Below are 17110 nucleotides of genomic sequence, written 5' to 3'. Positions count from 1 at the left end.
TCTGCGAACGAACGAATACACACAACCATATGGGAGGTAATTGAACAATGGCAAAAGACATTAAATTCAGTGAAGAAGCCCGCCACGCTATGCTTCGTGGGGTTGACGCTTTGGCAAACGCAGTAAAAGTAACGCTGGGTCCGAAAGGCCGCAACGTGGTGCTGGAGAAGAAATTCGGCAGCCCGCTCATCACCAATGACGGCGTAACGATTGCAAAAGAAATCGAACTGGAAAACGCTTTTGAAAACATGGGCGCCCAGCTCGTTAAAGAAGTCGCAACCAAAACGAACGATGTAGCCGGTGACGGTACGACAACCGCAACGGTTTTGGCGCAAGCGCTGATCCGCGAAGGTTTGAAGAACGTTACAGCTGGCGCTAGCCCAATCGGCCTGCGTAAAGGGATCGACAAAGCGGTTCGCGCGGCTGTTGCTGAACTGCAAAGCATCTCCAAAGCCATCGAAGGCAAACAATCGATCGCTCAAGTTGCTGCGATTTCCGCTGCGGACGAAGAAGTGGGCGAACTGATTGCGGAAGCCATGGAAAAAGTGGGCAAAGACGGCGTAATCACCGTGGAAGAGTCCCGCGGCTTCGCTACGGAGCTTGAAGTGGTGGAAGGAATGCAATTCGACCGCGGTTATGTATCTCCTTACATGATTACCGATACGGACAAAATGGAAGCCGTACTCGATAACCCATATATCCTGATCACGGACAAGAAGATCAGCAGCACGCAAGAAATCCTGCCGCTTCTGGAGAAAATCGTACAACAATCCAGACCGCTGTTGATTATCGCTGAAGATATCGAAGGCGAAGCGCAAGCGATGCTGATTGTGAACAAACTGCGTGGCACGTTTAACGCGGTAGCGGTTAAAGCTCCTGGCTTTGGCGACCGTCGTGAAGCGATGCTGCAAGACATCGCCGCTCTGACTGGCGGCCAAGTGATCACCGAGAAGCTCGGCCTTGATCTGAAGAGCACTACGGTAGATCAACTCGGTAACGCACGTCAAGTGATCGTTACGAAAGAAAACACGACGATCGTGGATGGCAGCGGCGACAAAACCGACATCACGGCTCGCGTGAACCAAATCCGCGCTCAACTGGAAGAAACCACTTCCGAGTTCGACAAAGAGAAACTGCAAGAGCGTCTGGCGAAACTGGCTGGCGGCGTAGCGGTAATCAAAGTTGGTGCGGCTACAGAAACGGAACTGAAAGAACGCAAACTGCGCATCGAAGACGCGCTGAACGCTACGCGTGCAGCCGTTGAAGAAGGTATCGTATCCGGCGGCGGCGTTGCCCTCGTGAACGTATACAGTGCAGTAGCTGCTGTTGCAGCAACCGGCGACGAAAAAACCGGCGTTAACATCGTGCTGCGTGCCCTGGAAGAACCGGTTCGCACGATCGCTGCAAACGCGGGTGAAGAAGGCTCCGTTATCGTGGATCGCCTGAAGAAAGAAAAAGTCGGCATCGGCTACAACGCTGCAACCGGCGAATGGGTGAACATGATTGAAGCAGGTATCGTTGACCCTGCGAAAGTAACACGTTCCGCATTGCAACACGCGGCCTCCGTTGCAGGCCTGTTCCTGACAACTGAAGCGGTGATCGCCGACAAACCGGAACCAGAAAAACCAGCCGCACCAGACATGGGCGGAATGGGCGGAATGATGTAAGATAGGCAGTAAAGCCTATAACCATAAGGTTTAGCGAGAGGTCTTTCCTAAGTTCATGAAACTTTGGAGAGGCCTCTTTTCTTTTTCCATAGCGTGATTATCCGATGATCTCATTTCTTTGATCTTACCCGCGTAATGATTTGGGTTATTCCACCTAAGACAACAACCATTTGGCCGCTAAAAATAACCCATTTCTCAAACTGGCCTGGATTTGCAGCTTGTAATTTAATCCCCACCAACCAAGTTATAAAACCTGAAGCCATGATCAGGTAACCTAACCCTCGCATTCGCAAATTCAATTCTCCCCTCGTGTTGATGTTAAAGTAAGTAAAACATATATAGCCGCTTTTCATACACGAATGTCGCAAATTTATAGTTTAAATGGCACGTATACTCATTATAATGGCTATAAAAGTTGTGTAATCTGTCTATGTTGTCGTATATTTTAAGTCAAACGGCCAAGGAGGCTTACTTACTTATGATTCGAATCGGCAAAATCAGTTATTGGCACGTTCATGCGGAAGATTACACGAAACAGGCACTGGAGCATCCCGACACAGAGCTCGCCGCGATCTGGGATGAACTTCCCGAACGCGGGCAGGCCAAAGCGGCGCAGTACGGCGTACCGTATTACGCCTCGCTCGACGAGATGCTAGCGCAGGACGAGATCGACGCCGTCATCGTGGACGCGCCGACGAATCTGCATCGCGACGTCATGGTGAAGGCGGCGGAGGCCGGCAAGCATATTTTTACCGAGAAAGTCATCGCCCCTACGGCGAAGGAAGTCACGGATATCCTCTCGGCTGTCCGGAAAGCGGGGGTCAAGCTGACGGTTTCCCTGCCGCGCCTGTACGACGGCTATACGCAGACGATCGATCGCGTGCTCCAAGGCGGCAAGCTCGGCAAACTAACGATGGCGCGGGTCCGGCTGTCGCATAATGGCGCGACCGCGAACTGGTTGCCTGCTCATTTCTACTCGAAGGAGCAGTGCGGCGGAGGGGCCCTCATCGACCTGGGCTGTCATCCGATGTACCTTGTCCGGCGCTTCTTGGGGATGCCGGAGAGTGTAAGCGCGAATTTCGGCTATGTGACGGGCAAGGAAGTTGAAGACAATGCGGTAGCTGTGCTGCGTTATGCGGAAGGCGCACTGGGCATTGTCGAAGCAGGTTTCGTGAACAGCCACTCGCCATTCTCCATTGAGCTTCATGGAACCGAAGGCACACTGCTGTACGGCTTTCCGGATGAGGTTCCCGTCGTTCGTTACAACGGTGGGAGCGAACAATGGGAGAAGCTGGCGTTGGAAGACCGAGTGCCCTACGCGTTCAGCCAATGGGTGGAGCATATCAAGTTAGGTACCGAGGCGACGGAAAATATCGCGGCGGCTGTGGATCTGACCCGACTTATGGAAGCTTCAAATCGCTCAGTAGCGGAAGGCCGGCCGATCCGGATCGACGAGCTGGCGGAATAATAGCGAGTAATAACGAATTATTATAGGAGAAAAGAGGGATAAGATGCGGGCGGATCATCGCGAATCGACGGGGAGGAAGACGGCGGACCGTAAAGCGGCCGGAAGTGCAAGTCCTTTTCCGTACGCCAGAATGGCGGAGAGGCAGGATGCGCTCGACCGGCTAGAGCTGCAATTCCGCTGGGGAGATTACGGAATTCGCGTACTGCGCTGCCATCTGGCCTCTTTTCCACCTGGACATATCATTCATTTTCACAAGCACTCGGGATATGAGTTTCATTATATTCCGAAAGGCAAGGGCAAAGTGATTCTCATCAATCAGGCTTACGATCTTCATGAGGGCATGTTCTATTTGACCGGACCGGATCTGGTGCACTATCAGGAATCGGACCCGGAAGATCCGATGTATGAGCTTTGCCTTCATTTGGAAATTGAGCCGTTGACGGCGGCCGCCGAACCCAGCGGCTGGGGAGAGGAGTTGGAGGCGGCGGAGGCGAAGGAGTGCATCACCTCGTTGGATCGTTTGCCGATCGCCCCGGTGGTTGACCGGTTCCATGCGATGAGCGGTTTTCTGGAGGCGTACCGTATATTGGAGGAGCAACCGATCGGCTTCTACACGCTGCTGAAGCAGGAAATCGTGCAGATTTTGCTGCGTACGGTTCGCGTGCTTGATCGGGCTGACGACAGAACGGGAATTCCGCAGCGGGATATGAGCTTCCATCGCTACAAGCTGGCCACGCAATATATTCAGGACAATGAGAGCATGCCGATCTCGCTGGAGCAGGTGGCGGAGGCGATCGGGACCAGTCCCCGGCAGCTTCAGCGTATCTTCCGCAGTGAAGGGCGGACGACGTTCCGCGATTATTTGGAGCATACGCGGCTGACGGCGATCTGTTCGGACCTGATCCTAACGGATAAAGCGATCGAGGAAATCGCCCTTGCCCACGGTTACGCGAATCCCAATTATCTGTATCCGGTATTCAAGAGCAAGTACGAAGTAACGCCAAGCGCATACCGCAAAATGCATGCGGGAGAGCATTCGGCGCCCTATTCCAAACGAGAGAAGGAAGCGAGCATATGAGTAAACATCTACGCATCGGCATTATCGGAAGCGGCGGAATCGCCAAAGCCCACGTATCGGCTTATCGCAAGCTTCCATTCGTTGAGATCGTGGCAGTCGCCGACGTCATTCCCGGCAAAGCCGCGGATTTCGTGAAGGCGCTGCAATTGGACGGAGCGGCGGCCTATGACGGCCATCGGAAGCTGCTTGAGCAAGAGCTGGACGCCGTCAGCATCTGTACGCCAAACGTCTCGCACCATGAAACGACGGTGGATTCGTTGAAAGCGGGCAAGCAGGTGCTGCTGGAAAAGCCGATGTCCGTCACTCTGGCAGAGGCGCTTGAGATGACGCAAGTCGCCCGCGACACCGGCAATATGTTGACGATCGGATTCCAGCCCCGCTATGACCCGAATATGAAGCTGCTGCAGGAAATCGTACAATCCGAGCGTTTGGGCAAGGTCTATTACGCCGAGACAGGCGGTGGCCGCCGACGCGGCATGCCGGGCGGCACATTTATCAGCAAGAAGCTGGCTGGAGCCGGAGCGATGGCAGACATCGGCTGCTATTCGCTGGACATGGCGCTAAATACGTTAGGTTATCCTCGCCCGCTCACCGTATCTGCATTTACGTCAAACCATTTTGGTCGTAACCCGCTTTATCATCCGGAAGCGTCCAGATTCGAGGTGGAGGACTTTGGCGTGGCGATGGTACGTTTCGAGAACGATCTAGTGCTGCAGTTCAAAATCTCCTGGGCGATGCACATGGACACGTTAGGTGCAACGATGTTCCTCGGTACCGATGCGGGACTCAAAATCACGCCAGCAGGGAGCGGTCCGTGGTCCGGCGTATGGGACGGCTCGATCGGTTCGATTACGTTGTACCATGACGAATACGGCCGCAACACTCAGACGCCGATTCCACTCATTGAGCACCAGTTGAACTTGTTCGACGAGAAGGTCCGGGATTTCGCTGAAGCGGTTCGCGACGGCCGTCCCGCCCCGATCCCCGGCGAGCAAATCTTAATTCAACAGGCGATCATCGACGGCGTTCTGCGTTCCGCTGAATCGGGCCGCGAGGTGTCTGTGGAGCTGCCACGTAATGATTAATCCTTAATTTATACGCAAGTTTATATCTAAACGGCCCTTGCTCTTTCTGGTGTGCTACCCGTCAAGAGGACAATGAAAAACTATAAGATTTATACACACTGCCTGCCGGTTTACGGCGGGCAGTGTGTTTATGCAGCTTGCAGATAATTATTATGGAATTCCATCGGTGTCATAATCTTCAGTCGACGCTGTAAACGCCGGTTGTTGTAGTAAATGATATAATCCGATATTGCCTTTACAAGAACATCATGGTCAGTAAAGCGATGCCCATAATACATCTCACGTTTCAGTATTCCCCAGAAGCCTTCCATCGGTCCATTATCAATACAGTGTGCCACTCTCGACATACTCTGCTTCATATGCGACTGCTGAAGCCGCGTATAGAACTCTCTACTTGTATACTGGAATCCCCGATCGCTGTGGAAGAGCGGGTGTGCGTCCGGCTCAAGCTGTATAGCTTCATCAAAGGTGTTCATCACCAGTGGATTATCATTATGGTCACTGATTTTAAAAGCCACGATTCTGCGGTCATATAGGTCGAGGATAGCGCTCAGATAGACCTTACGTACTTCTGTACCCGTGCGGTACTTAAACTCGGATACGTCTGTCAGCCACTTCTGGTTTGGAGCCTCGGCATGAAACTCCCTGTTCAGATAGTTATTGGCGATATGGTATGGGTTGCTAGAACCCCTAGTACAGCTCTTGGATTTGTACTTTATACAGGAGTGAATTTGCAACTTCCGGTTGATATTTAGAACCCGTTTGTCATTAACCTTGATGTCATGATATATTGCAAGTTCATCACGGATTCTGCGGTATCCCATATCCGGATGCTCATCGTGAATCTCCCGAATTTCTCTAGCAATTTCCTCATTCTCGATCTGATGTCTACTCTTCGGGCATTTAAGCCATCTGTAATAAGCGGATCGCGCGATGTGCAGATATTTACACAGTTTATGGACAGGATAATGCTTCTCTTCAGAAAGCTCCTTAATGGCTTCGTATTCGCATTGATGCCTGATCAGAGTAAGTGTCGTCGCCCCCTCTCCAAATCCCTTACTTTTTTTAACAGGTCATTTTCCATCTGCAGGTCAAGTTTTTCACGTTCCAACTGAACAATACGATCGCGTAATTCCTCTTCGGGCGTTCTGCCTGGTAACGTACCGGCACGCCGTCCCCGTCGATCCTCAAGACCGGCAGAGCCCATCGCCTCGTACCTTTTCACCCAGTTACGTACCTGCTGATAGGAAACCCTGTATTTTAGGGCAATAGCCCCATAATTCTTATTGTTTGTCAGGCAGTCCTGGACTATTTTTAACCGCTCTTCCGGATTGGTGTTTCTTGCCTTTCTCATGTAACTTCCTCCAGTCGTGGATTTGAGAGTCCCATGAGAATTATACACCTTTAACCATTGATGGAGTTGGTCTCGTGAACGTATATGGTATTTCTTACAAATTGTACTTTGACTTCCAACTCCGGATAGGTATTCAGTAACAGCTTTTAGCTTCAGCTCCGTCGAATATTTTTTATTCTGCTTCTGATCCATTAAAGCAGTAGGGCCATCTGCCTCGTAAAGTCTAACCCATAGAGCAATGGTACCCGGATCCACATTTGCTTCTTTTGCTGCATACGCTCTACTTATTTCACCTTTCAGATACTTTTCAACCAGATTTACTTTCTCCTCTGTCGGTATCCCTTTCATTGATTTGGACATGAAAAATACCCCCATATAGGACATGTTATATTTCATTGTCCTATATAGGGGTAGCTTATCATTCGGCAAGGGCCGTTTTGCGGTAATAGGGAATCGCTCACCTGGATCTCACATCCCATGAAACTTAATGAAAAATTTACAATTAAAATTTCATATACCAGCTTACGGTGCTCTTGATCTGTGATAGAATAAATGAAAATTTCATCCAATGCGGAGGAGGACGAAGATGTGGACTTATCTGATCCGTCGCGGGATTCACTCGTTGTTTGTATTGTTTATCGTCATGAGCGTGTGCTTTTGCATCATGCGTTTGATGCCGGGGAACTTCTGGTCACTCAGTATAGGGATGACGGAAGAGCAGATCCAATTTGCAAACGAGCAGAAGCATCTGTTTGGACTGGATCTCCCGATTTATCAGCAATATTTCCGGTGGGTCAATGATCTTCTGCATGGGAATTTTGGTCTTGATTTTTACCGTACTCCGATTAATAACTACATCTGGACTTATGTATGGAACAGCTTCACCTTGTTAGGCACGTCATTTCTCATCGCTCTACTGATTGCCGTCCCGTGGGGGATCTATAACAGCCGAAGGCAGGATGGACTATCCGATAAACTCGGCCTCATCCTGAGCCTGATCGGGTACTGTATTCCCGTATTTGTGCTGGGACATTGGCTGCAGGAGATCTTTGCCTTCAAATTGTTTTGGTTGCCGCCAAGCAGCATGCACACCCCGGGGAAAAAAGGGGAACTGGGCGACCTCCTCTACCACATGGTTCTCCCGGTAACCACAGTAACCATCGGCCTCATTGCTTATTACATGAAAATGGTCCGCACCAGCATGATCGAGGTGTTGCCTTCCGAATTTCTGAACCTGGCCCGTGCCAAAGGGGTTTCGGAGCGTAGAGTCACCTATCGACATGCGTTGAGATTGGCGTTGATTCCTATGATTACGATCATCGCGCTGGACTTGCCCGTCCTGATTTCCGGCGCAGCGGTGGTCGAGAACGTCTTTAACTGGAATGGTCTTGGAAGCTTGGCGGTCAGCGCGGCGCGATCCCGGAATTATCCCGTGCTGCTCATGAGCATCTTGATTATCTCTTCCTTTGTGGTGATTGCCAACTTCCTGGCGGACCTGCTATATTCCATCGTGGATCCTCGCGTGAAAATGGATCGAAAGAGCGTCCTGCGGCGATAGATAATCAACCGGAAGGAATGGAGCTGTCTTTGCGCTGCATGAACTCCCGGGGAGAGATGCCCTCCACTTTTTTGAATACTTTACTGAAATAGAAGGCACTTTCATATCCCAGCTTTTGCGAGATTTCATAGATTCGGCCTTCGCCGCGAACCATCATTTCCTTGGCCGCTGCGATTTTGGTCTCCGTTACGTACTCCACGAAGTTGATTTTCGCAGTCTTGGAGAACAGGTGGCTGAGGTAGTTTGGACTAAAATTAAACACGTCAGCGACCTGGTTGAGGGATAGCTTGCTGTTCAAATTGCGTTTAACGTAATCCTGCACGTTCCGGACGATTTGCTCCTTGTAGCTCTGTTTGCGCGATGACAGAATCTCGCAGCACCCGTCCCGGAATTGGACCAGCCAGTCGATGACGCCCTGGGTCGTCTGCTTCTTATAAATCGCACGGTAGCCCTCCGGTTCGTTCTCGAAAATTTGCTCCACCACGTTTTCGCCGTCTGCCAGCAAAGAGGTAGCCATGTACAAAATATTGCAGGCCGCATCGGTGGCCGGAACAAGCAGCTTGGGCCTGCCGTCGAAGCGGTCGATCACATTCGTGATCATCGCGTACAACGCCCTGATATCCAGCTCCTCGAAGGCGCGGCGAATTTCCGAACGGGAGGCGGCGACATCCTCACCTGGGGAAGCCAACTCGGCGGCGTTGCTTTGGGCATAAAAGACAAAGGATTCCTGTTCCAGCGCCATCGGTAACGCCCGGCGGGCCGCCAGGTAACTCTCGTGCAGCAGATAAGGGTCTTCCACGGCATTACCGGCGGCCCCGATAATCTTCACGTTGAAGTAGGAATGAAGTACGGCGGCCATATCCTGAAGTTGCCCTTCGATCTCCGGCCTCCAGCGCTGCGGGTCGCTGTCGGAGAGGGGCAGCACAATGGCGAAGTTTCGCAAGTCCAGGCTGGTCACGAAGCAGGGGCGCGCCGAGGCCAACGTGTCCTTGGCCAGTTGCACCGTACTGGAGCATAAGGCGACCAGCTTATCCCCGCGCGGCGGTACGCTTTCCGGGCCTTGAATCCGGCAGGTGCAGACCAAATAGGCGGGAGCCGATAGATCCAGCTCCAGATCGTCCCTTTGCAGAAGGTACTGGTTCTTGTTCTCGAACAGCTGGTTGAACAAGCGTATAAAGAACTTATCGCGAAGCGCATGCAAATTGCTGCGATAGAGCATGTTGGGATAGCTCTCCACGGCCTTGTAGTCCTCCAGCATGGCCACGGCCTTTCGGACGGAGTCGGCCAACGTCTGCGGGGTGAGTTCGAGCTTGACCAAATAATCCGCGGCTTGCAGATGAATGGCGCTGCGCGCATACTCGAATTCCTCGTAGCTCGTCAGGAAAATAAACAGCGGAATCCGCCCATACTTTTGGCGTACGGATTCGGCGAGTTGCAGCCCGGTTTTGACCGGCATCTTGATGTCGGTAATGACGAGGTCGGGACGCAACGTCTCGATCATCTCCTCGGCTTGTGCGCCATTATGGGCGATGCCAACGATTTCGATCTGATAATCTTCCCATTTCAGCATGGACTGCAGGCCGATGCACACCAGAGCCTCATCATCGGCGATCAGTAATTTGATCATAACCATCACTTCCTTGCGTGGTTTACGTTAGCGAAAGGCAGAAGGGCAGAAGGGACGGGTCACGACTTCCGGTAAGGTAGCAATAAGCTCATTCTTGTATATTGGCCCAGCTCGCTTTCGATGGACAAGCCATACCGCTCCCCAAAAGTTAGGCGCAGCCGTTCATGTACGCTGAGGAGTCCGACATTTTCGAACAGGCCCTTGGATCCCGGTTCCCGCTGGGATAAGATCGCCGCAATCTGCTCCTCACTCATCCCGATCCCATTATCCTCAATCGTAATCCGAATGTCGTAACCGCCGCTTTGGGCTACCGTAACCGCAATTTCCCCTCGCCCCTTGGGTTCAATACCGTGGAAAATTGCATTTTCCACCAGCGGCTGCAGCGTAAAACGGGGAATCAGCCCGGAGAGCAGCGCCTCCTCCTCGATGTTCTGTTCCATCGTAATCGTGCTGCCGTACCGATATTTTTGGATGAGAAAATAATCGTCCATCAAGCTAAGCTCCTCCCGCAGCGGGACCAGCTTGCGATGGTCCTTGGCGATGCTGCGCAGCAACCGGGATAAGGAGGTTGTCATTTCCGCGATGCCCGTGGCATTTTGGATCGTCGCCATCCATTTGATCGAGTTGAGCGTGTTGTAGAGAAAATGCGGACTGATCTGGCTCTGCAGCATCCGGTATTCCAGCTCCTGCTTCTGCTTCTCGTCCGCTACGCGGGAATCCATCAGCGTCAGGATATCGTGAGATAACCGGTTGATGCCGCGGCCGACATCACCTAGTTCGCTGTTCCATTCGATATTCCGGTCGATGAGGAAGTTGCCCTGCGCGATTTTGTCGATCCGCTTTCGTAATTTTTCCACGGGTAAGCTGATCGTCCGGGTTAAGTAGAGCGTGATAAACCCGCTTAACGCGATGACCAGCACGGATACGCCGATCATCAGCAGCAACCAAGCGTTCAGCTGCGGGGCAAATTGCTTCTCGTCGAGCGTCTGCGATAGCACGATCCCTTCCCGCACCGGATAGGACACGGAGATTCGGCGTTTCCCTTCCTGCTCGATCCACGCTAGCTGGGTCAGGGCTCCGGTGGCTTCCTTTTTGTCGTACGCATGTATGGCGTAAGGAGCAGAGAGCGGCTGCACCTTATCCCCTTCGATCAGGTACTTATGGCTGCCAAGCGTGAGCAGCAGTTCAGAACCCTCCGGCAGGCTATACCCCTTCAGCTTATCGGTGATGACCGAGGTATTGGCGAGCAGATAGACGGTTCCGATTCGGGCGGCCCGGTCTCCGTAAATCGGCAACACGTACGGAATGCCGCTCGAGCGGGAGAGAGGGTCCTGGATGATTCGTTCCCAGGCTTCTATCGCATCGTCGGACAGGCCGGGGAATTGGCTGATATTATGGATATTTAATGGAACTGAAGCGCTTCCAGAATTGTCGACCTGAATAAATTTTGCCTGATGATCGGTGATGATGAGACGACGCACATAGCTGTTGGACCGGTTGACCCGAAAATCCTCCTGCATCGATGAGAAGACATTTAACCCGTCCTTGGCACTGGCGTCCGGCGAGACGAAATAGTCCTGAATCAGTTGATTGGTAGGGGAGTTCGTGCTGCTGGACATAGCCAAGGCCGATAGGTTATTCAGATCCTGGTCGATGATGTGGGAGACGAGCTGCAGGTTGAATTCCGTTGCCTGAATCGTCGTTTTGCGCTGGAAATACGAGATGAGCTCATAGCTGAAAAAGGACAACATCCCCGCAATCAGCAAGGCAAACACGGTCATGATGATAATGATGCGGCTTTTGATGGTGGCTTTTCTTTGGCGCGTGTCGATCACCTCGTCCGGAGTAAGATCACTGCGGGTTTTTACCGATATAAACTACAATAACATGAGTTGACTTCATCGGCAGCGGCATGGATCATAAACAACCATTTTTACATCTTTTGAGTATGATTTTACAGCTTTCCGCCCGTTTGGTGAAGAAGCGAATAGAAAAGTGTAGGAAAAGAACGCAAAAATGTATGCCCTTTCATTACAAATTTCGTTACCATGAACCTAAGGATTTGGCGATGCCGATCCGGAAGTTCAAAACAGGAGGAAAAGGGGTTTGAAGATGAGACGAAAGAAAATATTCGGGATTACCTTGGCGGTCGTTCTCCTTATAGGTCTGCTCGCAGGATGTTCCGGCAAGAACGAAAATGCTAGCAAAACGTCGACGGCTGATCCTCAGACGAACAATTCTGCAAGCGTTTCCAATGAGAAAAGCGATGAGCCCGTCACGCTGAAATGGGCGTTATGGGACTGGGAAGCAACAGCTTACTACCAGCCATTGATCGATGCTTATAAGAAAGATCATCCGAATGTAACGATCGAATACGTGGACCTGGGCTCCACCGACTACATGACGATGCTCAGCACGCAGCTCTCCGGCGGCGCGGACCTGGATATTTTGACGATCAAGGACATTCCGGGCTATGCCAACCTGGTGAAGCAGAATCATCTGGAACCGCTGAAGGGCTTTATCGACGGACAAGGGATGGATACTTCCCTTTACGGCGGAACGGTTGAGCAAATTCAAATGAACGGCGACGTGTACGCCTTGCCTTTCCGCAGTGACTTCTGGATTGTGTACTACAACAAAGACCTGTTCGATAAAGCAGGTGTACCTTATCCGACCAACGACATGACGCTGGATCAATACGATGAGTTGGCTCGTAAAATGACGTCCGGCAGCGGCTCGGAAAAAGTATACGGCGCGCATTACCACACCTGGCGGAGCGCAGTCCAACTGTTTGGCATCCTGGACGGGAAGAACACCATCGTCGACGGCAAGTACGAGTTCCTGAAACCGGTCTACGAACGGATTCTGAAGGAACAGGACGACGGCATCGTGATGGACTATGCGACGCTGAAGACTTCCAGCACGCACTATTCCGGCGTCTTCTACAATAACTCCGTTGCGATGATGAACATGGGCAGCTGGTTTATCGCCACGCAAATCGAAAAGGTGAAGAGCGGCGAGTCCCAAGCGACGAACTGGGGGATCGTGAAATATCCGCATCCGGATGGCGTGAAAGCCGGTACGACGCTGGGAACGATCACTTCTCTGGCCGTGAACCAAAAATCTTCTAACAAAGAAGCTGCCCTGGATTTCCTGAAATTCGTGACGGGTGAAGAGGGCGCAGCGGTGATCGCATCCACGGGGACGATTCCGGCGATCAAAAACGATGAGGTCGTCAACTCTATCGCTTCCATCGACGGCTTCCCGACGGATGAGAACAGTAAAGCAGCTCTGACGACGGATAGAACGTACCTGGAAATGCCGCTGCACGAGAAGAGCGCGGATATCGAAGTGATTCTGAATGAGGCGCACGATAACATCATGACGAAAAACGCCACCATCGACGAAGGTTTGGCGGATATGGAGAAACGGGTACAAGAGGCACTCAATAACTAATCGCTGAGATTCGTATTCGATTTTGATGCTGCCAGGGGCGGGCTTGAGAGCCCGCCCTTTTTTCCGAATTCTCTAGCACATGTAGGTTTGGAGGAGAAATCATGCAGAATGAACCCGTGTTAGGAAATGAAGTGGTAAAAAGAAGCGCTTTGTCCAAAAGCGTCAAGGATCATATGGTGGCGTACAGCTTTATCGCCCCTAACTTTATCGGCTTCGCCCTATTTACGCTGGTGCCGATGTTATATGCGTTTGTGCTTGCTTTTGTAAAATGGGACGGGGCCAACCCGATGGAGTATGTGGGGCTGCGCAACTTTGCCCGGCTGCTTCAGGACAGCACCTTCCACAAAGCTTTTTGGAACACGATTCTTTATACGATCGGCGTCGTGCCGTTTACGATGGTCTGCGCGCTGGGGCTAGCGATCCTGTTGAATCAGAAGCTGCTGGGGCGAAACTTTATGCGGACCGTGTTCTTCTTCCCGTATGTCGCTTCGCTGGTTGCGGTAGCGGCCGTTTGGAATTTCGTATTTAGTCCGACCATGGGGCCGGTCAACAATCTGTTGCACGCCATCACCGGCGTTCCGATCGAGGATTTGCCCCGCTGGGCCGCGGACAAAGATTGGGCGATGTTTACGGTCGTCCTGTTCACCGTGTGGAAAAACATGGGGTATTACATGGTTATTTATTTGGCGGGTTTGCAGGGCGTAAATCCTGAGCTGTACGAAGCCGCCGAGCTGGACGGGGCTGGCCCGTGGAAAAGATTCCGCAACGTGACGATTCCGCAGTTGGCGCCAACCACGTTCTTTGTATTGATGATCCTGGTGATCAACTCGTTTAAGGTATACGACGTGTTTATCAACCTGTTTGCCGGTGCCGATAACCAACTGAACGACTCGACCCGGGTCCTTGTCTATCAAATTTACAACACCGCGTTCCGCTCGCTGGATTACGGGTACGCCAGCGCCATGGCGATCGTGCTGTTCCTGCTCGTGCTGGGGATTACCCTGATTCAGTTCCAGGGCGAGAAGAAGTACGGACAATAGGAGGATGCAAAAATGACCGGAGCCAACAAACAAGTCAAAACCGTCGCCAAGATTTTTGCGTACCTGGTGCTTGCGGTGGTCGTTCTGTGTATGCTTGTTCCTTACGCGTGGATGCTGTCTTCCTCGCTGAAGTTAAATAAGGATGTCTTTTCGTTCCCGATGCACTGGATCCCGGATGCTCCCCGCTGGCTGAATTATGCGGAGATCTGGACGCGGATTCCGCTCGGACGATTTATATACAACACAGCGAAACTGTCCGTTATTGTCACGGTGCTGCAACTGCTGACTTCCAGTTTTGCCGCATATGCTTTCTCGAAGCTGCGTTTCAAAGGGAGAAACGTGCTGTTTCTCGGCTACATCGCAACGATCGCTATTCCGTGGCAAGCGTACATGGTTCCGCAGTTTATCATGATGCGTTCCATGGGGTTGAACAACACCCATCTTGCCATCATTTTTCTGCAAGCCTTCTCGGCGTTTGGCGTGTTCCTGATGCGCCAGTTCTACCAAGGCATTCCGGATGAGCTCTGCGAAGCGGCGCGGATTGACGGACTCAGCGAATACGGGATTTGGGGAAAAATCATGCTTCCGCTCTCCAAACCGGCGTTGTCTACGCTGACGATTTTTACGTTCGTAAATACGTGGAACGATTTTCTGGGGCCGATGATTTACCTGACCAAGACGGAGCTCAAAACGATCCAGATCGGCTTACGGATGTTTATCACGCAATATTCCGCCGAATACGGCTTAATCATGGCGGCCAGCGTCGTCTCGATCATCCCGGTGCTGATCGTATTCCTGGCGCTGCAGAAGTATTTCGTGCAGGGGGTAGCTTCGTCCGGGATCAAAGGCTAAGGATCATTTCGGGTTAAAGGAGTTGACGAGATGAAGGTGACTGTCGACCATCCGCTCCGGACGCGAAGCGATATGGTGAAGGTTTTGGAGGAACTGGTGCGTCCCCTCCGGCCGTTCTACAGTGAAGGTGGTGCCCGGCTTGCCCTAGGCAAGAGCGGGGTGTCCTACCCGGCAGCTGTGGCGGAGATGGAAGGCTTCTCCCGGGTGCTGTGGGGATTGGTGCCTCTGCTGGCGGGCGGCGGTACCAGTGAGTTATGGGAGGTTGTCCTGAACGGCATTCGCTGCGGTACGAATCCGGAGCATGAGGAATATTGGGGCGAGGTTGGCGATTATGATCAGCGACTGGTGGAGATGGCGGTCTTTGGGTATGCGCTGGCGCTGATTCCGGAGCACATCTGGGAACCGCTGCACCCGGAAGAGCGTGAGCGGCTGTACCGCTGGCTGAACCAGATGAATCAACATCCTTGTTACGACTGCAATTGGTTGTTCTTTAACGTGCTGGTGAATGTGGGATTCCGAAAAGCCGGCTTGCCTTACGATGCGGAGCAATTGGAGCGGAACCTGGCTCGGCTGGACGCGTTCTATTTGGAGGACGGCTGGTACAGCGACGGCATCGGGGGGCATAGCGATTACTACGTTCCGTTTGCGTTCCACTATTACGGGCTGCTTTATGCACGTATGATGGAAGAAGAGGATCCCAAACGCTCGCAAGTGTTCAAGGAGCGTGCCGCGGCGTTCGCCGGCGATTTTCTCGCCTGGTTCGCTCCGGACGGGGCAGCGCTGCCCTACGGGCGGAGTCTGGCGTACCGCTTCGCGCAATCCGCCTTCTGGAGCGCGCTGGCTTATGCCGAGGTGGACGTGCTTCCGGTTGGTGTGTTGAAAGGGCTGGTGCTGCGCAATTTGCGCTGGTGGTTCAACCGGCCGATTTGCAATTCCGATGGCCTGCTTACGGTGGGATACGCCTATCCGAATCTGGTGATGGCGGAGAACTACAATTCGCCCGGCTCCCCGTATTGGGCGCTGAAAGCGTTCCTGCCGCTGGCTTTGCCGGAGGATCATCCGTTCTGGACGGCGGAGGAGCTGCCGCTGCCGGAGCTTCCGGCGTTGTCGATCCAGCGCCCGGCCCATCTCGTGCTTGCCCGCGATCCGGCATCCGGCCATGTGGCCGCCTTCAACACCGGTCATCGCGGCACTAACGAACATACCCATACCTCGGCCAAATACGAGAAATTCGTGTATTCGACCGGGTTTGGGTTTAGCGTCCCGCGTGCAGAGTGGGGCTTGTCCCAAGGCGCGTACGATTCCATGCTGGCGCTCAGCGAGCGCGGGGATAATCTGTATCGGGTCCGACGCCAAAATTTGGACGTGTCGATCCGGGACAATGTGCTGTACGCGTTATGGAAGCCGTGGTCCGACGTGGAGGTTCGCACCTGGATCGTAGCGGGACTTCCTTGGCACGTACGGATTCACCGGATTGCGACCGCACGTCCGCTCGATGCGGCGGAGGGCGGTTTTGCGCTGGGGGTGGAAACGGAGCTGACGGAGTGGCCGGAAGCGGGCCGGAAGGCCGTTGGGCTGGCGGCAGAAGCAGCGGTTGGAGCGGCAAGCCCTTGGGGGGTGAGCGGGATGCAAAGCCTGCTTGGTTATCAGACGGCCGAACTGATCCGCCCGAACGCCAATACCCATATCCTGTATCCGCGCACCGTCCTGCCCACCCTCCAGGCTTCCCTGGAGCCGGGAGTGCATGTGCTTGCGGCGGCCGTTTACGGCGATCCCTCGCCGGGAGCCGCGTGGCAGCCTGTATCGCCTGATACGCTAAATGTGGTGTTCGGGGAGCGGGAGATCGTCTTGACGACCTGCGAAGGGAACGAAATACGCATCGAGCTGCAGTAGCCCGCGCCGCTTCTAGCAGCGGCGGCAAGGAG

General features: G+C 52.9%; 13 protein-coding genes. 9 read left to right on the top strand and 4 right to left on the bottom strand.

The annotated features are described in order from the left end of the window. The first annotated feature begins 47 nt into the window (after positions 1 to 47). From groL to BN3277_RS22895, 4 genes are all read left to right on the top strand, one after another. The gene (gene groL, locus BN3277_RS22910) at positions 48 to 1667 is read left to right on the top strand and encodes a chaperonin GroEL (protein ID WP_059046665.1); all 1620 of its coding nucleotides are present in this window, start codon (positions 48 to 50) and stop codon (positions 1665 to 1667) included. Positions 1668 to 2145: 478 nt separating this feature from the next. Further along, complete coding sequence (locus BN3277_RS22905; protein ID WP_059046663.1) at positions 2146 to 3135, top strand: Gfo/Idh/MocA family protein; 990 nt, start codon at positions 2146 to 2148, stop codon at positions 3133 to 3135. 43 nt (positions 3136 to 3178) lie between these two features. Beyond that, positions 3179 to 4213, top strand: coding sequence for an AraC family transcriptional regulator (locus BN3277_RS22900; RefSeq protein ID WP_059046662.1), 1035 nt, complete (start codon positions 3179 to 3181; stop codon positions 4211 to 4213). Further along, complete coding sequence (locus BN3277_RS22895; RefSeq protein ID WP_059046661.1) at positions 4210 to 5298, top strand: Gfo/Idh/MocA family protein; 1089 nt, start codon at positions 4210 to 4212, stop codon at positions 5296 to 5298. The genes BN3277_RS22900 and BN3277_RS22895 overlap by 4 nt, the downstream gene beginning before the upstream one ends. Before the next feature lie 128 nt (positions 5299 to 5426). Here the strand turns inward: BN3277_RS22895 and BN3277_RS25865 are convergent, their stop codons facing one another. Next, positions 5427 to 6293 (bottom strand): IS3 family transposase, encoded by an 867-nt coding sequence (locus BN3277_RS25865; protein WP_232436524.1) that lies wholly within the window; start codon positions 6291 to 6293, stop codon positions 5427 to 5429. A 26-nt stretch (positions 6294 to 6319) separates the two neighbouring features. Then, on the bottom strand, positions 6320 to 7012 hold the full coding sequence (locus tag BN3277_RS25860; RefSeq protein WP_059046659.1) for a helix-turn-helix domain-containing protein: 693 nt from the start codon (positions 7010 to 7012) through the stop codon (positions 6320 to 6322). Positions 7013 to 7238: 226 nt separating this feature from the next. Here BN3277_RS25860 and BN3277_RS22880 point away from each other — a divergent pair, with 226 nt between their 5' ends. Then, entirely contained in the window at positions 7239 to 8210 is a 972-nt protein-coding gene (locus BN3277_RS22880) for an ABC transporter permease (RefSeq protein WP_059046658.1), read from the top strand. 4 nt (positions 8211 to 8214) lie between these two features. On the opposite strand, the gene BN3277_RS22875 is transcribed toward BN3277_RS22880, so the two are convergent. After that, complete coding sequence (locus tag BN3277_RS22875) at positions 8215 to 9837, bottom strand: response regulator transcription factor (protein ID WP_059046657.1); 1623 nt, start codon at positions 9835 to 9837, stop codon at positions 8215 to 8217. A 59-nt stretch (positions 9838 to 9896) separates the two neighbouring features. Continuing rightward, positions 9897 to 11672 (bottom strand): cache domain-containing sensor histidine kinase, encoded by a 1776-nt coding sequence (locus BN3277_RS22870; RefSeq protein WP_059046656.1) that lies wholly within the window; start codon positions 11670 to 11672, stop codon positions 9897 to 9899. 277 nt (positions 11673 to 11949) lie between these two features. On the opposite strand from BN3277_RS22870, the gene BN3277_RS22865 reads away from it, so the two are divergent. The 4 genes from BN3277_RS22865 to BN3277_RS22850 all read left to right on the top strand — a co-directional run bounded on the left by BN3277_RS22865 (position 11950) and on the right by BN3277_RS22850 (position 17078). Then, positions 11950 to 13293 (top strand): ABC transporter substrate-binding protein, encoded by a 1344-nt coding sequence (locus BN3277_RS22865; RefSeq protein WP_059047437.1) that lies wholly within the window; start codon positions 11950 to 11952, stop codon positions 13291 to 13293. Positions 13294 to 13394: 101 nt separating this feature from the next. Next, a complete protein-coding gene (locus BN3277_RS22860) occupies positions 13395 to 14333 on the top strand; it encodes a carbohydrate ABC transporter permease (protein WP_059046655.1) in 939 nt (312 codons plus the stop codon). A gap of 12 nt (positions 14334 to 14345) precedes the next feature. Then, complete coding sequence (locus BN3277_RS22855; protein ID WP_059046654.1) at positions 14346 to 15185, top strand: carbohydrate ABC transporter permease; 840 nt, start codon at positions 14346 to 14348, stop codon at positions 15183 to 15185. Positions 15186 to 15215: 30 nt separating this feature from the next. After that, positions 15216 to 17078, top strand: a complete 1863-nt coding sequence (locus tag BN3277_RS22850) for a DUF2264 domain-containing protein (RefSeq protein WP_059046653.1) — start codon at positions 15216 to 15218, stop codon at positions 17076 to 17078. The last annotated feature ends 32 nt before the right edge of the window (positions 17079 to 17110 follow it).

The sequence above is a fragment of the Paenibacillus rubinfantis genome, from assembly GCF_001486505.1.
Lineage (GTDB): Bacteria > Bacillota > Bacilli > Paenibacillales > Paenibacillaceae > Fontibacillus > Fontibacillus rubinfantis.
Note: the sequence above shows the minus strand (reverse complement) of the source record. Positions and strands in the feature narration are given on the sequence as shown.

What these genes read in the sequence shown, in the direction of transcription:
- groL (WP_059046665.1), top strand. Translation starts at nt 48, where the DNA reads ATGGCAAAAGACATTAAATTCAGTGAAGAAGCCCGCCACGCTATGCTT.
- BN3277_RS22905 (WP_059046663.1), top strand. Translation starts at nt 2,146, where the DNA reads ATGATTCGAATCGGCAAAATCAGTTATTGGCACGTTCATGCGGAAGAT.
- BN3277_RS22900 (WP_059046662.1), top strand. Translation starts at nt 3,179, where the DNA reads ATGCGGGCGGATCATCGCGAATCGACGGGGAGGAAGACGGCGGACCGT.
- BN3277_RS22895 (WP_059046661.1), top strand. Translation starts at nt 4,210, where the DNA reads ATGAGTAAACATCTACGCATCGGCATTATCGGAAGCGGCGGAATCGCC.
- BN3277_RS25860 (WP_059046659.1), bottom strand. Translation starts at nt 7,012, where the DNA reads ATGTCCAAATCAATGAAAGGGATACCGACAGAGGAGAAAGTAAATCTG.
- BN3277_RS22880 (WP_059046658.1), top strand. Translation starts at nt 7,239, where the DNA reads ATGTGGACTTATCTGATCCGTCGCGGGATTCACTCGTTGTTTGTATTG.
- BN3277_RS22875 (WP_059046657.1), bottom strand. Translation starts at nt 9,837, where the DNA reads ATGATCAAATTACTGATCGCCGATGATGAGGCTCTGGTGTGCATCGGC.
- BN3277_RS22865 (WP_059047437.1), top strand. Translation starts at nt 11,950, where the DNA reads ATGAGACGAAAGAAAATATTCGGGATTACCTTGGCGGTCGTTCTCCTT.
- BN3277_RS22860 (WP_059046655.1), top strand. Translation starts at nt 13,395, where the DNA reads ATGCAGAATGAACCCGTGTTAGGAAATGAAGTGGTAAAAAGAAGCGCT.
- BN3277_RS22855 (WP_059046654.1), top strand. Translation starts at nt 14,346, where the DNA reads ATGACCGGAGCCAACAAACAAGTCAAAACCGTCGCCAAGATTTTTGCG.
- BN3277_RS22850 (WP_059046653.1), top strand. Translation starts at nt 15,216, where the DNA reads ATGAAGGTGACTGTCGACCATCCGCTCCGGACGCGAAGCGATATGGTG.